Origin of the sequence: Pseudomonas sp. BF-B-30 (genome assembly GCF_019956305.1) — a bacterium.
GTDB lineage: Bacteria > Pseudomonadota > Gammaproteobacteria > Pseudomonadales > Pseudomonadaceae > Aquipseudomonas > Aquipseudomonas jessenii.
Genome location: NZ_JAHBDG010000011.1, coordinates 80295 through 100139, shown reverse-complemented (window position 1 = coordinate 100139; position 19845 = coordinate 80295). Strand labels below are relative to the sequence as shown.

The window sequence follows — 19845 nt, the reverse complement described above, 5'->3', positions numbered from 1 at the left end:
TCTCATGTGAATAAAAATTCCCATTAGGAAATAGTTATTCTTGCAGGGGATTTATAGGTGAAAGCGTTCGTCGAGTCCAGATCTATCTGGAAACTTTTTTAACTGACAGGAAATATTTTTTGTCGAGGCGTCGGGGGATACGGGCGTCCTCACCTGCGATGCAGGTGGGAAACGCCGTGATGTGAAGTGCCGAAGGCCAACGCTGTAAGTGGTTCGTTGCCGTTGGTCTATCTAGGAGTTTGGGTTAATCCGATTGCGCGCCATAGTTCATGATCGACAACAGCTTGATCGGAACTCTCACCAATTCTTCCGGGCCGTGAGGGATGTCACCGTCGAAGGTCAGGCTGTCACCCGCCTCCATGTGATACAGCTTATTGCCATGGCGATACACGAGTTCGCCTTCCAGCAGGTGCAGGAACTCGGTGCCTGGATGAGAGAAGGTGGGGAATTCTTCGCTGGCGTCGTCCATGGTGACCATGTACGCCTCGAAGCTTTTCTTCGGCCCGCGTGTGTGGTTGAGCAGATGATAGGTGTGGCCTTTCTCTGTTCCCCGGCGCACCACCTCCAGCCCTTCATCACGCTTGACCAGCAGGGCACTGCTACCTGGCTGGTCGTATTGGCTGAATAGCTTGGACATCGGCATCCCCAGCACATCGCACAGGCGACTCAGATTATCGAGGCTAGTCGATACCTGGGCGTTTTCGATCTTGCTCAACATGCCCTGGCTGATACCTGCGATCCGTGCGACGTCTGAGAGTTTCAGATCCTGAGCCTGCCGCTGCCGTTTGATCTCAATGCCCAAATACTGCTCAAGCTTCAATTTTGGCTGTGTTTCGGTTGGCATATTCATTACTCGTGCACTGTTTCCGCTCAATAAAAAATATTTCGCACTGGGAATGTGCGAAATGCAGAGCTCGGTGTAAGGTGCCCGAGCCAATATTCCTATAGGGAAATGAATATTCCCATATAAACAGAAGAAAATCTCCCAACAAAGGAGAAATGATCTTGATTCCCGACTTTGGCAAGCAGCTTGCATTCCTATTGGGAAAGTAAGTTTCCCCATCGGAATATGGAGCAGAGACAAAATGTTACCAGCAGAGACCCAGCGTCTGATTGAAAAGCACGGTATCAAGTATGTGCTTGCGCAGTTTGTGGATATCCATGGTTCCGCCAAAACGAAGTCGGTACCTATCTCAGGCCTGCCGATGGTTGCAGAAGCTGGTGCTGGCTTTGCCGGGTTTGCCATCAGTGGCATGGGTATGGAGCCGCATGGCCCAGACTTCATGGCCAAGGGCGATCTGTCAACGCTGACTCCGGTGCCATGGCAACCAGGCTACGGTCGCATTGTCTGCATTGGCCACGTCAATGGCGAACCATGGCCTTACGACAGTCGCTACGTCCTGCAGCTGCAAGTAGAGCGGCTCAAAGCTAAAGGCTGGACGCTTAACACTGGTCTGGAGCCCGAGTTCAACCTGATGCGCCGGGATGCCAGTGGCAAGCTGCAATTGGTCGACGCCAGCGACAACCTGGACAAGCCTTGCTATGACTACAAAGGTCTGTCGCGTTCCAGAGTGTTTCTTGAAAAACTCACTGAAGCATTGCAGCCCGTGGGTTTCGACATTTATCAAATCGACCACGAAGATGCCAACGGCCAGTTCGAGATCAATTACACGTACAGCGATGCGATGGAGTCGGCTGATCGTTTCACTTTCTTTCGCATGGCCGCCGGTGAGATTGCTAATGATCTAGGCATGATCTGCTCGTTCATGCCGAAACCTGATCCAAAGCGTGCAGGCAACGGCATGCATTTCCATCTCTCTATTGCCAGCGCCGAGAGCAAAAACCTGTTCTTCGATGCCTCTGACAAGAACTGTATGGGCTTGTCGAAGTTGGCTTATCACTTTGCGGCAGGTTTGCTCGCCCATGGCCCAGCGCTTTGTGCCTTTGCTGCACCAACCGTCAACTCGTATAAGCGTCTGGTAGTCGGCAATTCGCTGTCCGGCGCCACTTGGGCGCCGGCTTTCATCGCCTTCGGTGCAAACAACCGCTCAGCCATGGTTCGTGTGCCTTACGGCCGTCTCGAATTTCGCCTTCCGGACGCTGGCTGTAACCCGTACCTGGTCAGTGCCGCGATCATCGCTGCGGGCCTGGATGGTATCGAACGGCAGCTGATGCCCGATCAGATCTGCAACGAAAACCTTTACAGCTTGGGACTGGAAGCCATTGCGGCGAAAGGCATTAAAACTTTGCCGCAGTCACTTAAGGAAGCCTGCGATGCGCTTGAAGCCGATCCCCTATTTGCCGAAGTGATGGGCAAGGAAATTGTCGGCGAGTTTATCAAGCTCAAGCGCATGGAGTGGGTGGAGTACAGCCGCCACGTCTCGGACTGGGAAGTTAATCGCTACACCGAATTTTTCTAACCCTCCCGTTTAACCCGTTGTTTCTGATGCCCAGCCAATGGGTTGGGCATCTTCTGCCCAGGAGTTATGAATATGTGTGGAATCGTGGGGCTTTACCTCAAAAATCCGGCGCTGGAATCCCAGCTCGGCAAGCTCTTTGAGCCAATGCTCGAAGCCATGACCGATCGTGGCCCGGATAGCGCCGGCTTTGCTATCTACGGTGATGAAGTGGGTGATGGCTGGGTCAAGTTGACCTTGCAGGCAACTACCGAAGGTTATGACTTCAAGGCGCTGATTGCAGCGCTGGAAGGCAAGCTCGGTGCGTCGCTGGACTGGTTCCAGAACGCCAGCGCCGTGGTGCTGAAGGTCAAGGCAGAAGAGTCTGTGGTGCGTGCTGCGCTGGGTGAACTGGCCCCAAGCGTGCGCATCATGAGCGCGGGCAAGAGCATCGAGATTCTCAAGGGCATGGGTTTACCCAAAGAGATCTCCGAGCGTTTTGGCTTGGGTAGCATGAAGGGTAGCCACATCATCGGTCACACCCGTATGGCTACCGAAAGCGCCGTGACCATGGAAGGCAGTCACCCGTTCTCCACCGGCGCCGATCTGTGCCTGGTGCACAACGGCTCGCTGTCGAACCACTTCCGTCTGCGTCAGGAACTGCGTCGCGAAGGAATCAACTTCGATACGGAAAACGACACCGAAGTGGCTGCCGGCTACCTGGCTTGGCGCCTGCAGCAGGGCGACTCCTTGAAGACTGCGTTGGACAGTTCGCTGGAAGCACTGGATGGTTTTTTTACCTTCGCCATCGGCACCCGTAACGGTTTTGCGGTGATCCGCGATCCAATCGCGTGCAAGCCGGCGATCCTCGCCGAGACCGACGACTACGTCGCCATGGCCTCGGAGTACCAAGCGCTGTCGAGCCTGCCAGGTATCGAGAAAGCCAAAGTCTGGGAACCCGTTCCCGCCACCATGTACATCTGGGAACGCGAGTCGGCTTAAGGAGCACGCACATGAAAACTATCGATCTTTCCACTTCCACCGTGCGCGACCTCAACCAGGCGTTGCACGATCAAGTTAAAAATCTCGAAGAGCGCGAGTGGGTGGTGATGCATCCCAACGGTGCTCACAACCTGGCAGTTGGCGTCAACGAAGCGGTGTCCGTGGATATTCAGGGACACGCCGGTTACTACTGCGCCGGTATGAACCAAAAAGCCTCAGTCACCGTGCACGGCAACGTCGGTGTGGGTTGCGCCGAGAACATGATGTCCGGCTACGTGCGGGTCAAAGGTAGCGCCTCGCAAGCAGCGGGAGCTACCGCTCATGGCGGCTTGCTGGTGATCGAAGGCGATGCCGGCGCGCGCTGCGGCATCTCCATGAAGGGCATCGACATCGTTGTAGGCGGCAGCATCGGTCACATGAGCTGCTTCATGGGCCAGGCCGGGCGACTGGTTGTCTGTGGCGACGCGGGCGATGCGCTGGGCGACTCACTGTACGAGACCAAAATCTTCGTCAAAGGCAAGGTCGAATCACTGGGTTCGGACTGCATCGAGAAAGAGATGCGTGCCGAGCATCTGGAAGAGCTTCAGGAGCTGCTGAACCGTGCAGGCTTCAACGAGAAATCCTCGGACTTCAAGCGCTACGGCTCGGCCCGTCAGCTGTACAACTTCAAAGTCGATAACGCCTCCGCGTACTGATCCAGGAGCAAGAACATGAGCGATTCCACTAATCCAAAAGCCCCTCCAGTACTGCGTGAGTCGGCCACCTTTGATCGCCTGACCATCCAGGAAATCCAGCGTGCCGCCGAAACCGGCATCTACGACATTCGCGGCGGCGGAACCAAGCGCAAGCTGCCGCATTTCGATGACCTGCTGCTGCTCGGCGCCAGCGTTTCCCGCTACCCACTGGAAGGCTACCGCGAGAAGTGCGGCACCGACGTGATTCTCGGTAACCGCTTCGCCAAGAAGCCGATTCACCTGAAGATTCCAGTAACCATTGCCGGCATGAGCTTCGGCGCACTGTCCGCCAACGCCAAGGAAGCCCTGGGCCGTGGCGCGACCATCGCTGGTACTAGCACCACCACCGGTGACGGCGGCATGACCCCGGAAGAACGTGGTCAGTCGCAGCATTTGGTCTATCAATACCTGCCGTCACGTTACGGCATGAATCCGGACGATCTGCGCAAGGCCGATGCCATCGAAATCGTTCTGGGTCAGGGCGCCAAACCCGGCGGTGGCGGCATGCTGCTGGGCATGAAAGTCACCGAGCGTGTTGCTGGAATGCGAACCTTGCCGATCGGCGTCGATCAGCGTTCTGCGTGCCGTCACCCTGACTGGACAGGGCCGGACGACCTGGCGATCAAGATTGCTGAAATCCGTGAAATCACCGATTGGGAAAAACCGATCTACGTGAAGATTGGCGCGAGCCGCCCGTACTACGACGTCAAGCTGGCAGTGAAAGCCGGTGCTGACGTTATCGTGCTCGATGGCATGCAGGGTGGTACTGCGGCGACCCAGGAAGTGTTCATCGAGCACGTCGGCATCCCGATTCTGCCAGCCATCCCACAGGCGGTGCAGGCGCTGCAGGAAATGGGCATGCACCGCAAAGTGCAACTGATCGTCTCCGGCGGTATCCGCAACGGTGCTGACGTGGCCAAGGCCATGGCACTTGGCGCTGATGCAGTGGCAATCGGTACCGCGGCATTGATCGCCCTGGGCGACAACCATCCGCGTCTGGACGAGGAGCTGAAGAAAATCGGTTCGGCCGCTGGTTTCTATGACGACTGGCAGAACGGCCGTGACCCGGCAGGTATCACTACCCAGGATCCGGAGCTGTCGAAACGGCTTGATCCGGTCGAGGGTGGACGCAGATTGGCCAACTATTTGCGTGTATTGGTGTTGGAAGCGCAAACCATGGCCCGCGCCTGTGGCAAGTCACACCTGCACAACCTCGATCCCGAGGATCTGGTGGCCTTGACCGTGGAATCGGCAGCTATGGCTCGGGTACCACTGGCAGGAACCTCGTGGATCCCAGGCCAGCAGTACTGAGTCGATAACCGCTTCAACGCGTACTTGCCCGCGATAGAAATTTGTCTGCAACACATGTGTTGTCAGACATGCCGCCATCGCGGGCGAGTACGCTCCCACAAAGACAGCTCTATTTATTACACAACAAGAGGCCACCAAGGCCCGTCTCTTCTACCTCGCTTTCTGCCAGACACTTTTCCATTCATCGCAGGAGCTTCGACAATGGTTAACCGTCTACCCGGCAAATCTCTTCTCGCATTACTGGCGCTCGGCGCCTGCATTCCTCTGGCCCATGCGGCCGATTCGCCAACCCTCAATACCGGCAGCACCGCGTGGATGGTCACGGCGGCGGTACTGGTGTTGTTCATGTGTCTGCCGGGCCTTGCGCTGTTTTATGGCGGTCTGGTGCGGGCCAAGAACATGTTGTCGCTGTTCACTCAGTGCTTCGGTATCGCCGGGCTGGTAGGAGTGTTGTGGGTGATCTATGGCTATAGCATGGTGGTCGACACCACCAACATGGTTGAGGGCCAAGTCAGCTTCAATAGCTTCGTCGGCGGCTTGAGTCGTGCGTTTCTCGCGGGCATGACGCCAGAAAGCTTGGTGGGCGACATCCCCGAAGGCGTGTTTGTGACCTTCCAGATGACCTTCGCAATCATCACTCCTGCGCTGATTGCGGGTGCCTTTGCCGAGCGCATGAAGTTTTCCGCTGCACTGCTGTTCATGGCGATCTGGTTCACCCTGGTTTACGCGCCGGTGGCGCACATGGTCTGGGGCGGGGCGGGGGCCTTGATGCATAACTGGGGCGTGCTGGACTTCGCTGGCGGCACCGCAGTACACATCAACGCTGGTGTCGCGGCATTGGCAGCATGCTTGATGCTGGGCAAGCGCAAAGGGTACGAAAACGCGCCGATGCCCGCGCATAATCTCAGCCTGACCATGGTCGGCGCTGCAATGCTTTGGGTCGGCTGGTTTGGCTTCAATATTGGCTCTGGTGGCGGGTTGAATGGGCTGTCGGGCATCGTCATGCTGAACACTCAACTGGGCGCCTGTGCCGGTATCCTCGGCTGGATGTTCACCGAGTGGTTCAGGGTCGGCAAACCGAGTGCGCTGGGTTTGGCCAGTGGTGCCTTGGCCGGTCTGGTCGGCATTACGCCGGCGTGTGCATACGTCGGTGTCGGTGGTGCTCTGGCAATCGGTTTGTTCTGCGGCGTGTTTTGCTACCTGAGTGTCACGGTGCTGAAGAAACGCTTTGGCTATGACGACAGCCTCGATGTGTTTGGACTGCACGGCATCGGCGGCATGATCGGCGCTGTATTGACCGGCGTGTTTTGCGTGCCGTCGCTTGGCGGTCTAGTCGAAGGCGTGACCATGGGCGTTCAGGTGGTCGCGCAAATCAAGGGCGTGTTGTTCACTACGGTCTATTGCTTCGCGGCCAGCTGGATCATTCTGAAAGTGGTCAAGGCGTTGATTGGCTTGCGCGCAGACGAGCATGTCGAAGAGATGGGCCTGGACTTGGCCGAGCATAATGAGAGCGCTTACAACTATCGATAATCGCTCGAGTGTCTAAGTCACCTTGTGTGACTTAGACAGCCACGTTCCAATGTGCAGCAGCTGCCCTCAACATTTGTCATGGAGCAGGTCATTCAGGATAGACCGCTACCTTTGTGAGGATGCGTCGACAGGCTGTATAAGAGGAGGGCGGCTAGTCGCTCGTTCGGGCCATCGAGGCCCGGCTAGCCAACCTAACTTGAGACCTGCTCACTCTGGCGCCATGAGCAACGCTAGCGTCATATTGATGAACTATTCATTCTTGCTGATTGTGTCCAAAGCACCTCGAATATTACTGGCGATCTCTGCTGATCCGCGTTGTTCGACCCAAAGCGTCAGCTCCATGATCGCGGCTTCAAGTGCTAACTGATTTTGATTGATCTTGAACAGTAGGGAAGGGAGCAGGTCTGCCCTTCAGGCTGTTCCTCTAGCTGAGGATGGCTGGGCACAGTTCCTGGTCAATCGAGTGCGAGCTTGAGGGAGAAAGAGTTTTCCGAGCTGTGAATGACCGATTTGCTCAGCGCAGCCCCAAACATAAAAAGCAAAGCCCCGAAGGTTCGCGGCTTCGGAGCTTCTATTTTCGCCTCCATCCCTTAATGAATGACGAACTTGTCGGCGAGAATACCAGCGATGTGTCATTGATTCACTACTGCGATATGGGGATTGTGTTCGATGGGCGGGACGTCGACGAGGGGGCCAAAAAGTCCACGTTTCGTGCACCTGTTCTTGGCTGATAACTGTCTGACATGAAGAAGTTGTCACTCGGGCGTCATCAGCACCGCTAACGTCATGTTGATGAACTCTTCATTCTTGCTGATCGTTGCCAGTGCTCCGCGCACATTGTCTCCAATATCATCCGACCCTCGCTGCTCGACCCAAAGCGTGAGTTCCATGATTGCGGCTTCGAGGGCTACCTGGTTTTGATTGATTTTGAAGAGTAGCGAAGGGAGTAGGTCTGCGTTCGACATTGTGATTCCTCCGTGGAAGAGGTCAGCGTAGCAGGCGGGTGCAGCTCCTGGCTCAGGGGTCACTGTTTCCAAATTGGGAACTCATCCTGGAAGCTCAGAATAGGGGCTGAGATGTGTATCGGCTCGTTGGGTACTACGCGATGCGAGCATTCCCAACTGCCTCGGATGTTCAGCATTCAATGTCTCACGTGTGGTCTCCATTGCTATGAGCCGGCAAGCCGTTCTCGCCTGTAGCTTCTCCGTGGCACGTTTTACAGATCCGGATAATCATCAAGCTTAAGGCTTGGAGCACCATCGTCCTCCGGCTCGCGTTCTGGCTTATGAATCAGTCCAGCTTCAGCATCTGCGCGCATCTGCTCGAGCTCTTTGTGAAATGCCTTGTCCTGAACCGTGGGTTTGCTGGTATACGGTTTTCGGTCAGGTACAGGCTGGGCTGCATAAGTCGTTACCTGAATCGTTAGTTGATGGTGAGATCAAGCGTTCAAAACTCTACGCTCCATGGGCGAGAAGACCGACAGACTGTAATAACGAGTTTTCATCTTTTGCATTATATTAAATGCAGTATGAACGATAGTGGGTGCGATTGTTCAGTGAGCTGGAATTTGTTAGTTTTTATTCAAGTTTGACCGGCAGCAAGCCGATTACATATTTATGTGATCTTGCTTGGTGGATGATTCATGGCGGTTAAGAACTTTGATGAAAACAAAGTCGTCTTTGTGGTCGAGCACTCGATGAAGCGGCACGGTTGTACTGATGGAGCGTACTTGGCATCGCTCGAAGTGATAGATGGCCAAGTGTCATTTCTCATTGACGATTCCGAATATTGCTTCACCGCGCAGCAGTGTGCTGAGGTGTCTAAAAGTCTGGCGAAGATGTTATTGACCTACTCGAACCTCGGAATATGCGAAGGTAGTGCGGAATCTATATCGCGATTGGCAACCTATGCTACCTGGTATCAATTGATCCAATCGCGAACGTTATCGACTAAACGTGATTCCTTGCAAATTTATGAATCAAGGAACAAAGGATTTGAGTTCTGCGCATCAGGGTCTTTTCGGCGCCCAGAATTTCCTCACTGCGAGCCTGACTATTACAAGCTCGTGATTGCTTTGGATGATGATCTCGATCTTCCATGCTTGGGCATTGACGATAGGACATTCCGGCTCAACTTTGAGGAAGCGTTCTGGCTTGTGGAGCAGCTATGGGTTGCTGGGTATCTGGCGGCTCAGATCGAGCAACCGACTGTCTCCACGGTGTATGCTCCGTATTTAGACGAAGACGGCCATCTCGTATGCTACTAGCTATTAGGACGGGGCCGTGGGGGACTGCAGGTACGATGTGTGGCTAGTCGAGGCACTTCTAAATGTCGCTGCTTCGGGCCTCATGGCCCGGCTCGACGTAAACCCTGAACGGCAATGCTGCCCGAAGCATCTGTCGTATCTGCCAAGCTGCATCTTGACGATCAGAGCTACCAAATCTCGTGCAAATCCGGAAGAAGCTCCCTTACAAACCAGTCTGGTAAGGCGATCTCAAGTGTGAGGAGATCAGATGGCGGACTCACGACCAGGCCGATGTCGATCAACCTGCCGACTTGATTGCTTGCTGCTTCAGACTGAAGCCCAGTAAAGGTATTGAACTCAGAGCGAGGAAGCGCACCCTGAATCAACAGCGCCAGGAAAGCTGGTGCAATTTCTGCTCTGATCCCGGCCTCTGTTAAGCGTGAGTTTGTGTTGAACGCATTCGTAACAGATTCACGAAGCTTGCGGCGATTCAGGGCAGCAGTCATGTAGTCGACCTCTTCATGGCAGACATCAAGCATGAACGCGATGAAGCCGAGAAGGGCTTTGTCTGTTCGCTGGAAACCACCAGAAGGTTGTCTCCCTTGCGTGCCACCAGTTAGGCCCAGTGCAGCCTGATACTCCTCCCGTCTACGAGCTATGCCACGAGGCAGCGACCACAAGTGCGGATGCAGTCCGATCTGAGCGAAATGCATATGAACGATCAACCTCGCCACAGCCCCATTACCGTCAGATAGCGGTTGAGTTTGTACTAGGTGATGGTGGTGGGCTAGCGCCGCAATGAGACGTCGACGAAGCTCGGTGATTTCCCTCAATATGGACTGCGTGCTAGCCAAGTTGGTTGCGTCTTCTAGCACCTTCAGGTCAGTGTTGTACCCGTCGATGATCCTCGAGTACTCAGCGTCAGAGACCTTCAGCTGTCTGCTCAAGCATGCTGCACTTTCAGGTGCGAGCAGGCCGGCAAGGAAAGCTGTTTTCGTTACAAGCACGTCTGCTTTCGCCAGTATCAACGGAGGAATCGATTCGGGCAGGGACGGAATAAGCCATTGATCAGCGGTCATCTGAGATATCTATAAAAGGATATTGTTTCATTCATCATCCGCCATCACCGATGAGTTTGGGTCGATATTCGATTCGGGCCGGCTGCAGGCCACGTAAACCGGGCCGCACACCAAACTCCGGTGGTTGCTTCGGCCAGGAAACGCTCAGCAAATTCCGGTCGGCGTACACAGAATTCCGGTGCCCTATTTCGATCCGGTGCCAGAGATGCTGCTGATGGAGGGTGGGAGATAAAACCCCCGATATTCGATTCGGGCCGGCTACGGGCCACGTAAACCGGGCCGCTCACCAAATTCCGGTGGTCGCTTCGGCCAGGAAACGCTCACCAAATTCCGGTCGGCGAACAAAGGATTCCAGTGCCCTATGTCGATAGTTTGGTTTGTTGCACGCCGAACGGTGCCAGATATCCGCAAAGCAAAGCTTGACCCTACACCGATTTCAACTCTGTCAAATACCTTGATCGTAGAGATTAGTCACAGCGTAGCCTTCGATAGGCTTTAGGGTCAGCTTGATGAAGTCTCCGTTCTTCCACTTTCTCTTCTTCTGCTTGATCTGAGGAATAAACCCTTCGACAAGCAGAACCCTTTTTGGCAGCCTGATTACCTGACCGAAAACCGCAACCGCCCCATGTTCGCTTTCAATGAATCGCAAGGTTCCTGGACTGTTTGCCCCCAAGATTTCAAACTGATCGATGCTGTCATCATAGATCACATCGACGATCATCGGCTTTGTTAGATTTTCCCTTGGAACCTGGCCTTGATTCTCTAGGATTCGGCGAATGTCTTCGAGATTAGTCAATTCCTGACTGTCGAACGTGATGTCTTTGGTGAATGTGATTGGCTTTTGAAGCAGCATCGAAACACTGCGTGCTCTCGTTGTGTAAATCATGAAGGCGTTGAGTACTTGAATGTCATCTGCACAGGCTTTGAAATCACCTGTGCCACTGAAAATAACGTCGCCCTTGTGCTCCATGATTAGTGAGAGCTCCCAGCCGTCTGCCAGGCGTTGGTAAAGTTTTGCCACCTTCGATAGGTACGGAAGGGAGGCCAGTGGTCGCTTCTCCCATTGGCCAAGGTCGATATGCATGGTGATGGTTTGAGGCGAACCATCCTCTACAAGGTTTTTATTGAAGCCAACGGTGAATAAACCCTCAAAGGCTTTGCCCTCAAACTGCATCGACTTTTTGCCGGCAGTAATCTCGCCCGTCACCACTGTCACGTGGTCGACCAGATTGGTTTTCGGATCAACGAGTTCGATTCGGGCAGATGCAGTGCGGGTTGACGGGCTAAAGACCATCTTTCCACCCACCTTGGCGTCTTCGGTAAAAAGGTGAGAGAGAAGATCAGATCCATGGACGGAAGCATCTAGCAGATCAATCTCAAACTTCTTACCATGATCGAAAAGATTCCTGAACCCCTCTGCGTACCCTTTGTTTGGCGTCGTGCTTACCTGGAGTCGGACGTTTACGGTTTCCTTGGCCTTGATCTCGATGCAGGGCTTGCCGTCGATAAGGTGGGATGTGACAGCAAAGCGATGATCTAGCCGCTCAAGGAACTCTTCCTGATCACGGTGGGCTTTAGCAATCGCCTGTGCAAGGTTGAGCTTAGGTTGCCTGTTATCCAGGGCCTCAATCAACTTGCTTATCGTATCCTCAGAGCGCTCAGGCCTTTTGCCCAGTGCCTCAGTGGCCCTATTACCAGCGGCTACCTTCCATTCAAAAAGCCGTTCTGCGGGAAACAGTTCAACGTCTCTGTCGATCATGATCGAACAGTTCGAGCACAGCCAGAGACCGTTATCTATGTGTATCCGCTCTTCCCGAGTCATTCCTGCGAGATAGCGTTTTCCACCTGGTGCTGCGGCATGAATGTGAGCCGCCACGCCAATGCTCGTGACCTTGTCACTACCGCACGGAGCGGCGGTAGGTACTAGGCAATCGGGGTTTGAGCAAACTTCGCCCGCTCGCTGACGCATAACTGTGATAGTAGATTGAAGGAAATCGTCCCGGTTCTTCTTGGCCAACAGTGCTATCCATCCCTATGCTCAATAAGGTGGATTATACCGATTAAAATTTGACCTGACCCCCTAGGAAAAGCCCAAGTAACTTCGGGCGCTTTCGTCAACCCCGAAGGGTGCTTGCCACCTGTCAAAACTTGCCTTTACGTAATGGCATTTTGGTGCTGAGAACGTTAGTCTCCAGTTTTCACTTCATCAAGGACGACCATGAACAAGCTCATCGTAGCAATTGGAATGTGCTTCATCCTCGGGGGCTGCGCCACTTCCCACTACACCGCTGGCCGAGACTTCTCCTCGGAAAATGTGACTAGGTTAGAGAAGGGGAAGACGACAACTACGGAGCTGAAATCGCTCTTTGGTGAGCCTTACACGAAAAGTGCTGTAAGTGAAACCGACGAGAAGTGGATCTACACATACACGAACGGCTCAGCTCATGCGCAAAGCTATATCGTGACGATGAAGGTTACGACAACGGGTACTCAGAAAACTCTGGATGTCCTGATCAGAAATGATGTCGTCATCAACTACACCTTCAGCGAAGGCCCATCTCCTGGTTCGAGTGTAGCCACCCAGTAACGTACAATCTTTTGCGTTAGAGGCCCTCACATTAAGTGGTGAATGGAAGGCGAATGGTGCTGATGGAGGGTGGGAGATAAAACCCCCGATATTCGATTCGGGCCGGCTACGGGCCACGTAAACCGGGCCGCTCACCAAATTCCGGTGGTTGCTTCGGCCAGGAAACGCTCGGCAAATTGCGGTCGGCGTACACAGGATTCCGGTGCCGAGGCCGATTGCACACCGAACGGTGCCAGAGAAGCTGCTGATGGCGGGTGGGAGATAAAACCTCCGGTATTCGACTCGGGCCGGCTGCGGGCCACGTAAACCGGGCCACTCACCAAATTCCGGTGGTCGCTTCGGCCAGGAAACGCTCAGCAAATCCGGTCGGCGTACACAGGATTCCGGTGCCCTATGTCGATCCGGTGCCAGAGATGCTGCTGATGGAGGGCGGGAGATAAAACCTCCGATATTCGACTCCGGTCGGCTGCAGGCCACGTAACCCGGGCCGTACACCAAATTCCGGTGGCTGCTTCGGCCAGGAAACGCTCACCAAACTCCGGTCGGCGTACACAGGATTCCGGTGCCTTGTACCGGGATACATCCGTGCTTGAAGCGCTTTTCATTCGCCCCGGTTACCTTTCGAATTCCTCAAGCGGATAGCGAGCGTGCTGCAGATGCAGCAGGATTTCCTGCACGTGCCACAACGACGATTACGGCGGGGAGAATTTGCTGGGGTAAACCTGTAGTTCATTGCACGGTTGGAGGTGAAAACCTGCTGCCAGCCTGAATTTGTAGGCTCGACACTTGGATAAACCTATAGGTTTGCCGCACGGTTGGAGATGTCGCTGGTTCGGGCCACCTGGCCCGGCTTGGTGGTAGGTTTTTCAGATGGAGGTGAAAGTGCTGTCATCGATCAAAGAATACCAACCAGGGCCCCAGATCCCAAAGAGCATTTGGATTACCTTAGGGCTGCCGTCACGCGGCTCCATGCTTCATGACCTGGTTCGCGAAGGACTGCCTTTCGAATACCTTGAACGGATAGCGAGCCTCTTGCAGGTGCAGCGCGGGGTTGTCTCCAAAGCTATTTGCATGTCTCCCACAACGATGGCCCGTAGGGCGAAAGCAGGGCGGTTCGACACCGTAGAAAGCGACCGCCTGGTTGCATTGGTAGTTCTGTTTGACGAAGCCCTTTCTCTCTTCGAAAACGATAAGACCGCAGCAACGGAATGGATGAGCTCGCCGGTTCGAGGGCTCGGGTCGAAGCGTCCAATCGACATGCTGAGGACGAGGGTGGAAACGAAAGCTGTCCTGGATCTTATCGGCCAGCTGGAGAGGGGAGTTCTTGTGTGAGACTCGGCAGGCGGACTATTTGATGGGTTCCATCATCCTGGCGTCCTCTGACAATCCTCAGGCTGACGAATACCCCATCAGGTTCTAACGCATCTCCCTATGCGCTGCTAGGTGCTGCATCTCGGCTGTCCATAGTCGTAAAAAGCGATGCCAATCTCTCGCATAACAGCCTTGCCGCAATCGAGTAGATCCGATACTCGCTTCTTCGAAACGAGTTTTCCATGGTTCTGGTATGTGCTCGTCAAGCATGACTACGAAGTGGGATCCGCTGACTCCTTCGATCTCGGTTTCTGGAACGCATTCTCGTAGCTTATCAACCGAAATGGCGACTGCATCGCCAATGGGGTCGTCACGATCTAGCTGCTCAATTTCATCAAGAATCGCGAGGAGCTGTATTGCTTGATCAGAGCCAGGATGCAGCCTTTCTAAATCCCATAATGCATAGCGCCGTTTGCGTTCGCGCTGCCAGAGACGATTCGTGTCAATCATCGTTGTTGTCCGCCATTCCAGGCCTCAGTGATTTCGTCTATTCGATCCGCAATCTGAGGCGTTTTTGATAGGACAAGGCAGCGCGCATTGCCGACAAATTCCTCGATCAGATACAACGAGTCGCCGACATCAAGCTCCAACTCTTGCAATGCCTCATCGGGAATTCGAATCGCACCGTCACCATCCCATTCTTCGATCACGATTCTCATAGGTGGCTTTCTCACGGGTGGTCTCCATTGCCTTTGGTTCGGCAGGCCATTCAATCCCCTTAGAAGCTCGGCGACACCTTTTACAAATCCGGATAATCATCAAGCTTAAGGCTAGGAGCGCCTCCGTCCTCCGGCTCGCGCTTAGGCGTATGTATCACTCCAGCTTCGGCGTCTGCACGCATCTGCTCGAGCTCTTTGTGAAATGCCTTGTCCTGAACCGTGGGTTTGCTGGTGTACGGTTTTCGGTCAGGTACAGGCTGGGCTGCATAAGTCGTTACCGCATTCGGGTCGTGCTGTAGTTTTTCTTGAACTTGCGATTCCAGCATCGCGCGTAGCGCGTCTTTGTCAGGACGGTTAAGCAATTTGGTACTCCTAGTTGGCAGTCAGCGATTGGCTCATTGGATGATGAAAGATGGGGCGACCGAGCTTTAGCTCCAACCGCCTGCGGTGAATGACTTTATAAAGTATGAAAATAGCAAAAACAGGAGGCATATCTCAGTCTAATGTTGGGTGTCGGCCTCGGTTTCGCAAGGCCGGGTTTCAACGAGATATAACTATTTGCAGTTGCCCGCCTTTCGATATCCCGCAGCCTGGGCCTCAGATTCAGAGTCAAAAGTTACTTGGTTTTTCGCAGACACCTGACCATAACCAGGGCACCCCATCGAGAGGTGGTAGACCTGGCTTTTCCGATTGCCAATGATCGAACCTACTCCGCTCGCGCTCGCTAGGGTTGGCTGAGCTGGCGCGCGCGGAGGATTAACAGGAACGGCGCTAACCACCCCGTCACCAACTGCCTTGTATCCTTGCGACCATCGACGCTCGCCAGTTACAAATGGATTGGAGTGCCCCATGATTGCTGCAATGCGTCGGTCGCGCTCTTTTTCCCAAGACGAAACCGGGTACTGTTTGTCCCAAGCCATCAGTAGCTGTTGCTGCTGACGTGACATGCTCAGCTTGTATCTGTCGAACATGTAAAAGGTTGTTCTTGCGACCAGCCCCTTGACCTCGTCACGCGGTTCCGCAGCACGTTGCTCAAAATCAACTCGCGTCTTGCACTGTCCGTACTGCGGCGCTATCCCGGAGGCCATGCCGTAGTTGAAATTACTACGGTCGCCGTTCACCTCCCCAACAGATGGGTAGAGGTTGAACAGATCAGCTTCCATCGCTCGGAATACGGGGTCATCATCCACGCAATTCTCTCGACCACCGTTCTGCCAGCATTGGCGTTGGTTACCGAATGTCCAGGCGGGAACGATGTGTTCCCATTCCGTCCGTTCCGCGCGGCTCTGTTGTTTTCTGGTTTGATAGCCGCAAGATTCAGCATCAATCCGACCACCCGACTTACCTACCCATGTCCATTTGCAGCCGCAATACAGCTCGCCCATGGCACTGTTCGCTTGGTCGAGGTAGATCTTTTGCTTGGCGATGACCTTGGCTTCGGAAAAGGTCGATGGAGGGCTTGAGAAGGCGGGGGGGATTACTGAGAAGGTCAGCAGCGCTACTACGGAAAGCAGTTTTTTCATTGGAAAGCACTAGCCAATTAAGGGCGCGCATTGTACTCATGACGCACACGCCCGCTGCAGAATTTCTTAGGAAAACGCAGCCTCGATAAATGCCTCCAGCGCCTTGTCCTCCAGTATCTCAATAGAGAAGTGCCCGAAGCGTTTGGGCAACCAAATGATGCGTGCCCCAGACGGGGATTGCAGGTTCGCACGAGCCAATGGCTTTCCATTTTCGTCTTCTGGCTGAACACCTGCGGCCATCAATTCGTCATAGGCTTTCTCGATGTCCGGTGTCGAGTAACAGTGGCGGTAAATCATCCCTTCACCCAACGTATCCAATAGCTCTTTCAGGTTCCCCGCGAACGGCTGTACCAACATGAAACGCTCTTGGCCCACCAGCGCAATCGCGTAGCGCACATGCAGACCACCTCGTTCCCAGAGGAGCGTTTTGGAGATCCTAGCGTTAAGTATCTGCGCGTAGTAAGCACAGGCTTCGTCGAGATTCTCGACCAGTACATCTACGTGACTGAATTTCAGATCCATTTCCAGCCCACCTGTTGAAACGGCGTCCATGGTAAACACGACATCTCGTTTTACTCGATGCTTCGCTGATCGAACACCTTTATCCAAAGTCGTAGTGAAATACCAAAGCGACGCTGGTAATGTCTTGGCTACGTTCGTCAAACCATTAAGGGATGGAGGCGAAAATAGAAGCCCTGGAGCCGCGAACCTCCGGGGCTTTGTTTTTGTAGTGGTCGGAGAAGCATCAATGCTGCTGAATGCTCAGCAGATCATGATGAAGCTGCCACTGCCTTAACGGCTTTCTTAACGGAAAACTCCTGTTCGCTGCCATCACTGAATTTGGCGACAACCCCCTGGGTTGTGCCACCCTTTGGGCCGCTTTCACGAATGATGTTGCGAGCGTAAAAAGCTACAGGATTGCCCGGAATTTTCCAGTTGGTGGCTTCACAATACCTAATGTACAGGTCTTCGAGCAGATCGAATACGGCGGAGTCCATGATATCTCCACCACTCGCGAGGTTCCTGTCGCGCAGACCATAAAAGAAGCGCTCCGCTTCAATCTGAGTTGAAAAATGCTGACCTTTGATGACCAGTGGGTTGGGCATTGTCGTTCCTCACAGTTGTTATCCGGCACGATGCAAAAAATCGAATCTCTCACCGTGCAGTTGGTTCAGCACACAGCGCGGACTGCCATTACATTTCGGCAACGGCCCAACCCATCAAGTTCTTTTCAAAGCCGGTCAGCTGAAGGCGCTCCACTCGTGGAGCCAATGCCCGGAGTTTCGCCAGCAAGTCGTTCAGGTGTTCCGACGGTAGGATCAGGCTTTTGATCTGCGTCGAGATCTGAGTGGGGATCCCGTATTCGTCTAGGGCAGTGAGTAGAGGATCGAGGAACATGTTTTCAAGCTGCTCAGCAAAGAAGCTGAAATCACCCGGTTCGATCCCTTTTTTGCCCAACACGTCGGCTTGAATCTTGTTGACCGCCATGATGTCCCGAGGCAATCGGAAGCACACCATGTTCCTGATAAATTTCAGGCGCAGGTTTATGGCTTCGCTCGCGGTGTCATCGCTGCGCCGATTGGCCACCGCGTCTTTTAGGTAAGCGGGCAGGTTTTTCTGGTTTCGGAGTTCATTGATGTGCCAGGCCAGCTGCGAACTAGACGATATCAAATAGTCCATCAGATTATTGCCTTCAAGGCTATAAACTAGGTCACACAGGTAGTTGAGCTGGTAGGGCTCAGGAATACCTTTCCAGCCCAGCAATTTTCGGCTGTCGGGCAGGTCTCGGATGATGGTTTCGGCCACCTCGACTTGCCGTTCAATAGAAATGTGCCGGTTTTCGATCAGGGTTGCCGGTGACAGAATAGGGTTGGCATACGCTTCCTGGAGTCGCCCCCGCGAGATGTCCGTCAGGTACTCGTTTTCCAGTTGCATCAGCAGCCCCATCGGGGAGCTCTCGTCTTGATGGCCGATGGGGTATTCGACTGTGAGGCCTTGCTCAAGGGGCGGCGCTTCGAGCATGAATACCTTGCCAATGAAGTACTTGTTCATGCGTCCAGCGCGACCGGAAATGTTCTTATAGGTGAAGTAGTCGAACGTCGAGGTGTTCAGTCGGCGGTCATAGATGATTACGTTCTCTGCCGACGTGTTGACGCCTTCGATCATCGTTGAGGTACAGATGATTCGCTTGATGACTCCCTCGTTGAATAGCTTGACGATGTACTGTTGCAGTGCGCGGGGCACTCCACCATGGTGAATCCCGATGCCCAGTGAGATCGCCTTGGCAACGTTCCATTCTGGGTGGTAATGCTTGGAGATCCAGGCGGCGATTTCCTGTAACTCCGGCACTGGGGTCAGTCCAGCTTCCTGGATCAGATACTCTGCGACTCTGTTGGCACTAGGTGGTGCCTGACAGTAAATCAGGGTAGGGGAGTCCAGAGTCGTGACCAGCTCCAGCAGTTTTTCCTTCCGTTCCTCCGAGCGCATACCCAGATTGAAATTCTGGATGTCGACCGCGACGGTGCTGTAGTCGGACGGGATGAAGTGGTACTCGTAACCATCCAAGCCAGAGATCTTCTGGATGTGCGGCCCGAGCATGTAGAACTGAGCACCAGTCTTGGCGAGCTTGTGGAAGGCCAAGCTCAGATCAATGGCTCGGGTGCTTTCGTCCGTGTCGTTCGCCAAGTCGATTTTGTAGAATTCATCCAGAACGAAGAACTCCACATCAGCAAGGTCAGGACGCTGGATGACTCGCTCCTGTGTGAGGAGGTAGACGTTGGTTGTGTCAGGCACTGCTTCCTGGCTGGGATGCGTGATCAGGTTGAAGTCCTTGAAGCGCTTGACCAAGCGACGACGGGTTTCGTCGATCAGCGCAATGGTCGGAACGATCACAACCACCTTTTTGAATCGCCGCTGTGCCAGTACAGCGTCGATGACGAGGCTCTTTCCGACGCTTGTAGAAGCGCTGAGTACTACGTTTCGGCCTTGCATGATCAAGCTGAAAACGTGGGCCTGCAGATGATGAAACACCATGCCCTGTTCCACACCTTCAACCCTGTGAGCCTCGTAGGCCAAGCGGTCGGAAAGCGCCATGTTGCTGAGGTGAGGCGTGATGTAGGGGAAGAGGCCGACGGCTCTTACCATGTTGAGCAGGAGCGATTGTTCGACTGAGTCGAAGCAGCCGAATTTGTCGAGTGCTCGGATCACCAGGTCGCGGCCTTCCCACTCAGAGTTGCTTCTGTTGACGATGGTGTTGATGGCGAGCAGCACATCGATCGTCGATGCACCATCATCACCGAGTTTCGCCAGCTTGTTCTTGATCGTTTCGTAGTTCATGACCGCATCGTTCCTTGAGATCTCCGAGACTGGGTGACCAGTTCGGGATACCTTCACCCTCATGTACCTTCC

At 54.1% G+C, this 19845-nt stretch carries 20 protein-coding genes; 8 read left to right on the top strand and 12 right to left on the bottom strand.

The window, feature by feature from the left end:
• Positions 1 to 244 precede the first annotated feature (244 nt).
• On the bottom strand, positions 245 to 850 hold the full coding sequence (locus KGB29_RS06965) for a helix-turn-helix domain-containing protein (protein ID WP_223616290.1): 606 nt from the start codon (positions 848 to 850) through the stop codon (positions 245 to 247).
• Positions 851 to 1085: 235 nt separating this feature from the next.
• Between KGB29_RS06965 and glnT the strand changes: the two genes are divergently transcribed.
• The 5 genes from glnT to KGB29_RS06940 all read left to right on the top strand — a co-directional run bounded on the left by glnT (position 1086) and on the right by KGB29_RS06940 (position 6973).
• Complete coding sequence (gene glnT / locus KGB29_RS06960) at positions 1086 to 2420, top strand: type III glutamate--ammonia ligase (RefSeq protein ID WP_223616289.1); 1335 nt, start codon at positions 1086 to 1088, stop codon at positions 2418 to 2420.
• Positions 2421 to 2492: 72 nt separating this feature from the next.
• Positions 2493 to 3398 (top strand): class II glutamine amidotransferase, encoded by a 906-nt coding sequence (locus KGB29_RS06955; RefSeq protein ID WP_223616288.1) that lies wholly within the window; start codon positions 2493 to 2495, stop codon positions 3396 to 3398.
• An 11-nt stretch (positions 3399 to 3409) separates the two neighbouring features.
• Entirely contained in the window at positions 3410 to 4093 is a 684-nt protein-coding gene (locus KGB29_RS06950; protein ID WP_223616287.1) for a protein glxC, read from the top strand.
• A 15-nt stretch (positions 4094 to 4108) separates the two neighbouring features.
• Positions 4109 to 5443 carry an FMN-binding glutamate synthase family protein gene (locus KGB29_RS06945; RefSeq protein ID WP_223616286.1) on the top strand — a complete coding sequence of 445 codons (1335 nt, stop codon included), beginning with the start codon at positions 4109 to 4111 and terminating at the stop codon, positions 5441 to 5443.
• A 201-nt stretch (positions 5444 to 5644) separates the two neighbouring features.
• Positions 5645 to 6973 (top strand): ammonium transporter, encoded by a 1329-nt coding sequence (locus KGB29_RS06940; RefSeq protein ID WP_223616285.1) that lies wholly within the window; start codon positions 5645 to 5647, stop codon positions 6971 to 6973.
• Positions 6974 to 7728: 755 nt separating this feature from the next.
• Here KGB29_RS06940 and KGB29_RS06935 read toward each other — a convergent pair.
• Complete coding sequence (locus tag KGB29_RS06935) at positions 7729 to 7938, bottom strand: hypothetical protein (protein WP_223616284.1); 210 nt, start codon at positions 7936 to 7938, stop codon at positions 7729 to 7731.
• Between the two features lie 251 nt (positions 7939 to 8189).
• Positions 8190 to 8393: a hypothetical protein gene (locus tag KGB29_RS28715; protein ID WP_317851344.1), complete on the bottom strand. Its 204-nt coding sequence runs from the start codon at positions 8391 to 8393 to the stop codon at positions 8190 to 8192.
• A gap of 222 nt (positions 8394 to 8615) precedes the next feature.
• Here KGB29_RS28715 and KGB29_RS06930 point away from each other — a divergent pair, with 222 nt between their 5' ends.
• Positions 8616 to 9239, top strand: coding sequence for a hypothetical protein (locus KGB29_RS06930; protein WP_223616283.1), 624 nt, complete (start codon positions 8616 to 8618; stop codon positions 9237 to 9239).
• A 167-nt stretch (positions 9240 to 9406) separates the two neighbouring features.
• Here the strand turns inward: KGB29_RS06930 and KGB29_RS06925 are convergent, their stop codons facing one another.
• Complete coding sequence (locus KGB29_RS06925; RefSeq protein WP_223616282.1) at positions 9407 to 10297, bottom strand: hypothetical protein; 891 nt, start codon at positions 10295 to 10297, stop codon at positions 9407 to 9409.
• A 445-nt stretch (positions 10298 to 10742) separates the two neighbouring features.
• Positions 10743 to 12314, bottom strand: coding sequence for a hypothetical protein (locus KGB29_RS06920; RefSeq protein ID WP_223616281.1), 1572 nt, complete (start codon positions 12312 to 12314; stop codon positions 10743 to 10745).
• A gap of 201 nt (positions 12315 to 12515) precedes the next feature.
• Here KGB29_RS06920 and KGB29_RS06915 point away from each other — a divergent pair, with 201 nt between their 5' ends.
• Together KGB29_RS06915 and KGB29_RS06910 are read left to right on the top strand one after the other, a co-directional pair.
• Positions 12516 to 12884, top strand: a complete 369-nt coding sequence (locus KGB29_RS06915; protein WP_223616280.1) for a hypothetical protein — start codon at positions 12516 to 12518, stop codon at positions 12882 to 12884.
• A gap of 870 nt (positions 12885 to 13754) precedes the next feature.
• Positions 13755 to 14216 (top strand): antitoxin Xre-like helix-turn-helix domain-containing protein, encoded by a 462-nt coding sequence (locus KGB29_RS06910; protein WP_223616279.1) that lies wholly within the window; start codon positions 13755 to 13757, stop codon positions 14214 to 14216.
• An 84-nt stretch (positions 14217 to 14300) separates the two neighbouring features.
• Here the strand turns inward: KGB29_RS06910 and KGB29_RS06905 are convergent, their stop codons facing one another.
• The 7 genes from KGB29_RS06905 to KGB29_RS06875 all read right to left on the bottom strand — a co-directional run bounded on the left by KGB29_RS06905 (position 14301) and on the right by KGB29_RS06875 (position 19773).
• Positions 14301 to 14705 (bottom strand): hypothetical protein, encoded by a 405-nt coding sequence (locus KGB29_RS06905; protein ID WP_223616278.1) that lies wholly within the window; start codon positions 14703 to 14705, stop codon positions 14301 to 14303.
• Complete coding sequence (locus tag KGB29_RS06900) at positions 14702 to 14914, bottom strand: AbrB/MazE/SpoVT family DNA-binding domain-containing protein (RefSeq protein WP_223616277.1); 213 nt, start codon at positions 14912 to 14914, stop codon at positions 14702 to 14704. The genes KGB29_RS06905 and KGB29_RS06900 overlap by 4 nt, the downstream gene beginning before the upstream one ends.
• An 80-nt stretch (positions 14915 to 14994) precedes the next feature.
• Complete coding sequence (locus tag KGB29_RS06895; protein WP_223616276.1) at positions 14995 to 15276, bottom strand: hypothetical protein; 282 nt, start codon at positions 15274 to 15276, stop codon at positions 14995 to 14997.
• A 192-nt stretch (positions 15277 to 15468) separates the two neighbouring features.
• Positions 15469 to 16437, bottom strand: coding sequence for an endonuclease (locus KGB29_RS06890; RefSeq protein WP_223616275.1), 969 nt, complete (start codon positions 16435 to 16437; stop codon positions 15469 to 15471).
• Positions 16438 to 16503: 66 nt separating this feature from the next.
• Complete coding sequence (locus KGB29_RS06885; RefSeq protein WP_223616274.1) at positions 16504 to 16959, bottom strand: VOC family protein; 456 nt, start codon at positions 16957 to 16959, stop codon at positions 16504 to 16506.
• A gap of 248 nt (positions 16960 to 17207) precedes the next feature.
• Positions 17208 to 17543, bottom strand: a complete 336-nt coding sequence (locus tag KGB29_RS06880) for a hypothetical protein (RefSeq protein WP_223616273.1) — start codon at positions 17541 to 17543, stop codon at positions 17208 to 17210.
• A gap of 88 nt (positions 17544 to 17631) precedes the next feature.
• Positions 17632 to 19773 (bottom strand): DEAD/DEAH box helicase, encoded by a 2142-nt coding sequence (locus KGB29_RS06875; protein ID WP_223616272.1) that lies wholly within the window; start codon positions 19771 to 19773, stop codon positions 17632 to 17634.
• Positions 19774 to 19845 lie beyond the last annotated feature (72 nt).

Bases quoted from the DNA above. Each gene is read 5' to 3' on its own strand.
- KGB29_RS06965 (WP_223616290.1), bottom strand. From the start codon at position 850: ATGAATATGCCAACCGAAACACAGCCAAAATTGAAGCTTGAGCAGTAT.
- glnT (WP_223616289.1), top strand. From the start codon at position 1,086: ATGTTACCAGCAGAGACCCAGCGTCTGATTGAAAAGCACGGTATCAAG.
- KGB29_RS06955 (WP_223616288.1), top strand. From the start codon at position 2,493: ATGTGTGGAATCGTGGGGCTTTACCTCAAAAATCCGGCGCTGGAATCC.
- KGB29_RS06950 (WP_223616287.1), top strand. From the start codon at position 3,410: ATGAAAACTATCGATCTTTCCACTTCCACCGTGCGCGACCTCAACCAG.
- KGB29_RS06945 (WP_223616286.1), top strand. From the start codon at position 4,109: ATGAGCGATTCCACTAATCCAAAAGCCCCTCCAGTACTGCGTGAGTCG.
- KGB29_RS06940 (WP_223616285.1), top strand. From the start codon at position 5,645: ATGGTTAACCGTCTACCCGGCAAATCTCTTCTCGCATTACTGGCGCTC.
- KGB29_RS06935 (WP_223616284.1), bottom strand. From the start codon at position 7,938: ATGTCGAACGCAGACCTACTCCCTTCGCTACTCTTCAAAATCAATCAA.
- KGB29_RS06930 (WP_223616283.1), top strand. From the start codon at position 8,616: ATGGCGGTTAAGAACTTTGATGAAAACAAAGTCGTCTTTGTGGTCGAG.
- KGB29_RS06925 (WP_223616282.1), bottom strand. From the start codon at position 10,297: ATGACCGCTGATCAATGGCTTATTCCGTCCCTGCCCGAATCGATTCCT.
- KGB29_RS06915 (WP_223616280.1), top strand. From the start codon at position 12,516: ATGAACAAGCTCATCGTAGCAATTGGAATGTGCTTCATCCTCGGGGGC.
- KGB29_RS06910 (WP_223616279.1), top strand. From the start codon at position 13,755: ATGGAGGTGAAAGTGCTGTCATCGATCAAAGAATACCAACCAGGGCCC.
- KGB29_RS06905 (WP_223616278.1), bottom strand. From the start codon at position 14,705: ATGATTGACACGAATCGTCTCTGGCAGCGCGAACGCAAACGGCGCTAT.
- KGB29_RS06900 (WP_223616277.1), bottom strand. From the start codon at position 14,914: ATGAGAATCGTGATCGAAGAATGGGATGGTGACGGTGCGATTCGAATT.
- KGB29_RS06890 (WP_223616275.1), bottom strand. From the start codon at position 16,437: ATGAAAAAACTGCTTTCCGTAGTAGCGCTGCTGACCTTCTCAGTAATC.
- KGB29_RS06885 (WP_223616274.1), bottom strand. From the start codon at position 16,959: ATGGATCTGAAATTCAGTCACGTAGATGTACTGGTCGAGAATCTCGAC.
- KGB29_RS06880 (WP_223616273.1), bottom strand. From the start codon at position 17,543: ATGCCCAACCCACTGGTCATCAAAGGTCAGCATTTTTCAACTCAGATT.
- KGB29_RS06875 (WP_223616272.1), bottom strand. From the start codon at position 19,773: ATGAACTACGAAACGATCAAGAACAAGCTGGCGAAACTCGGTGATGAT.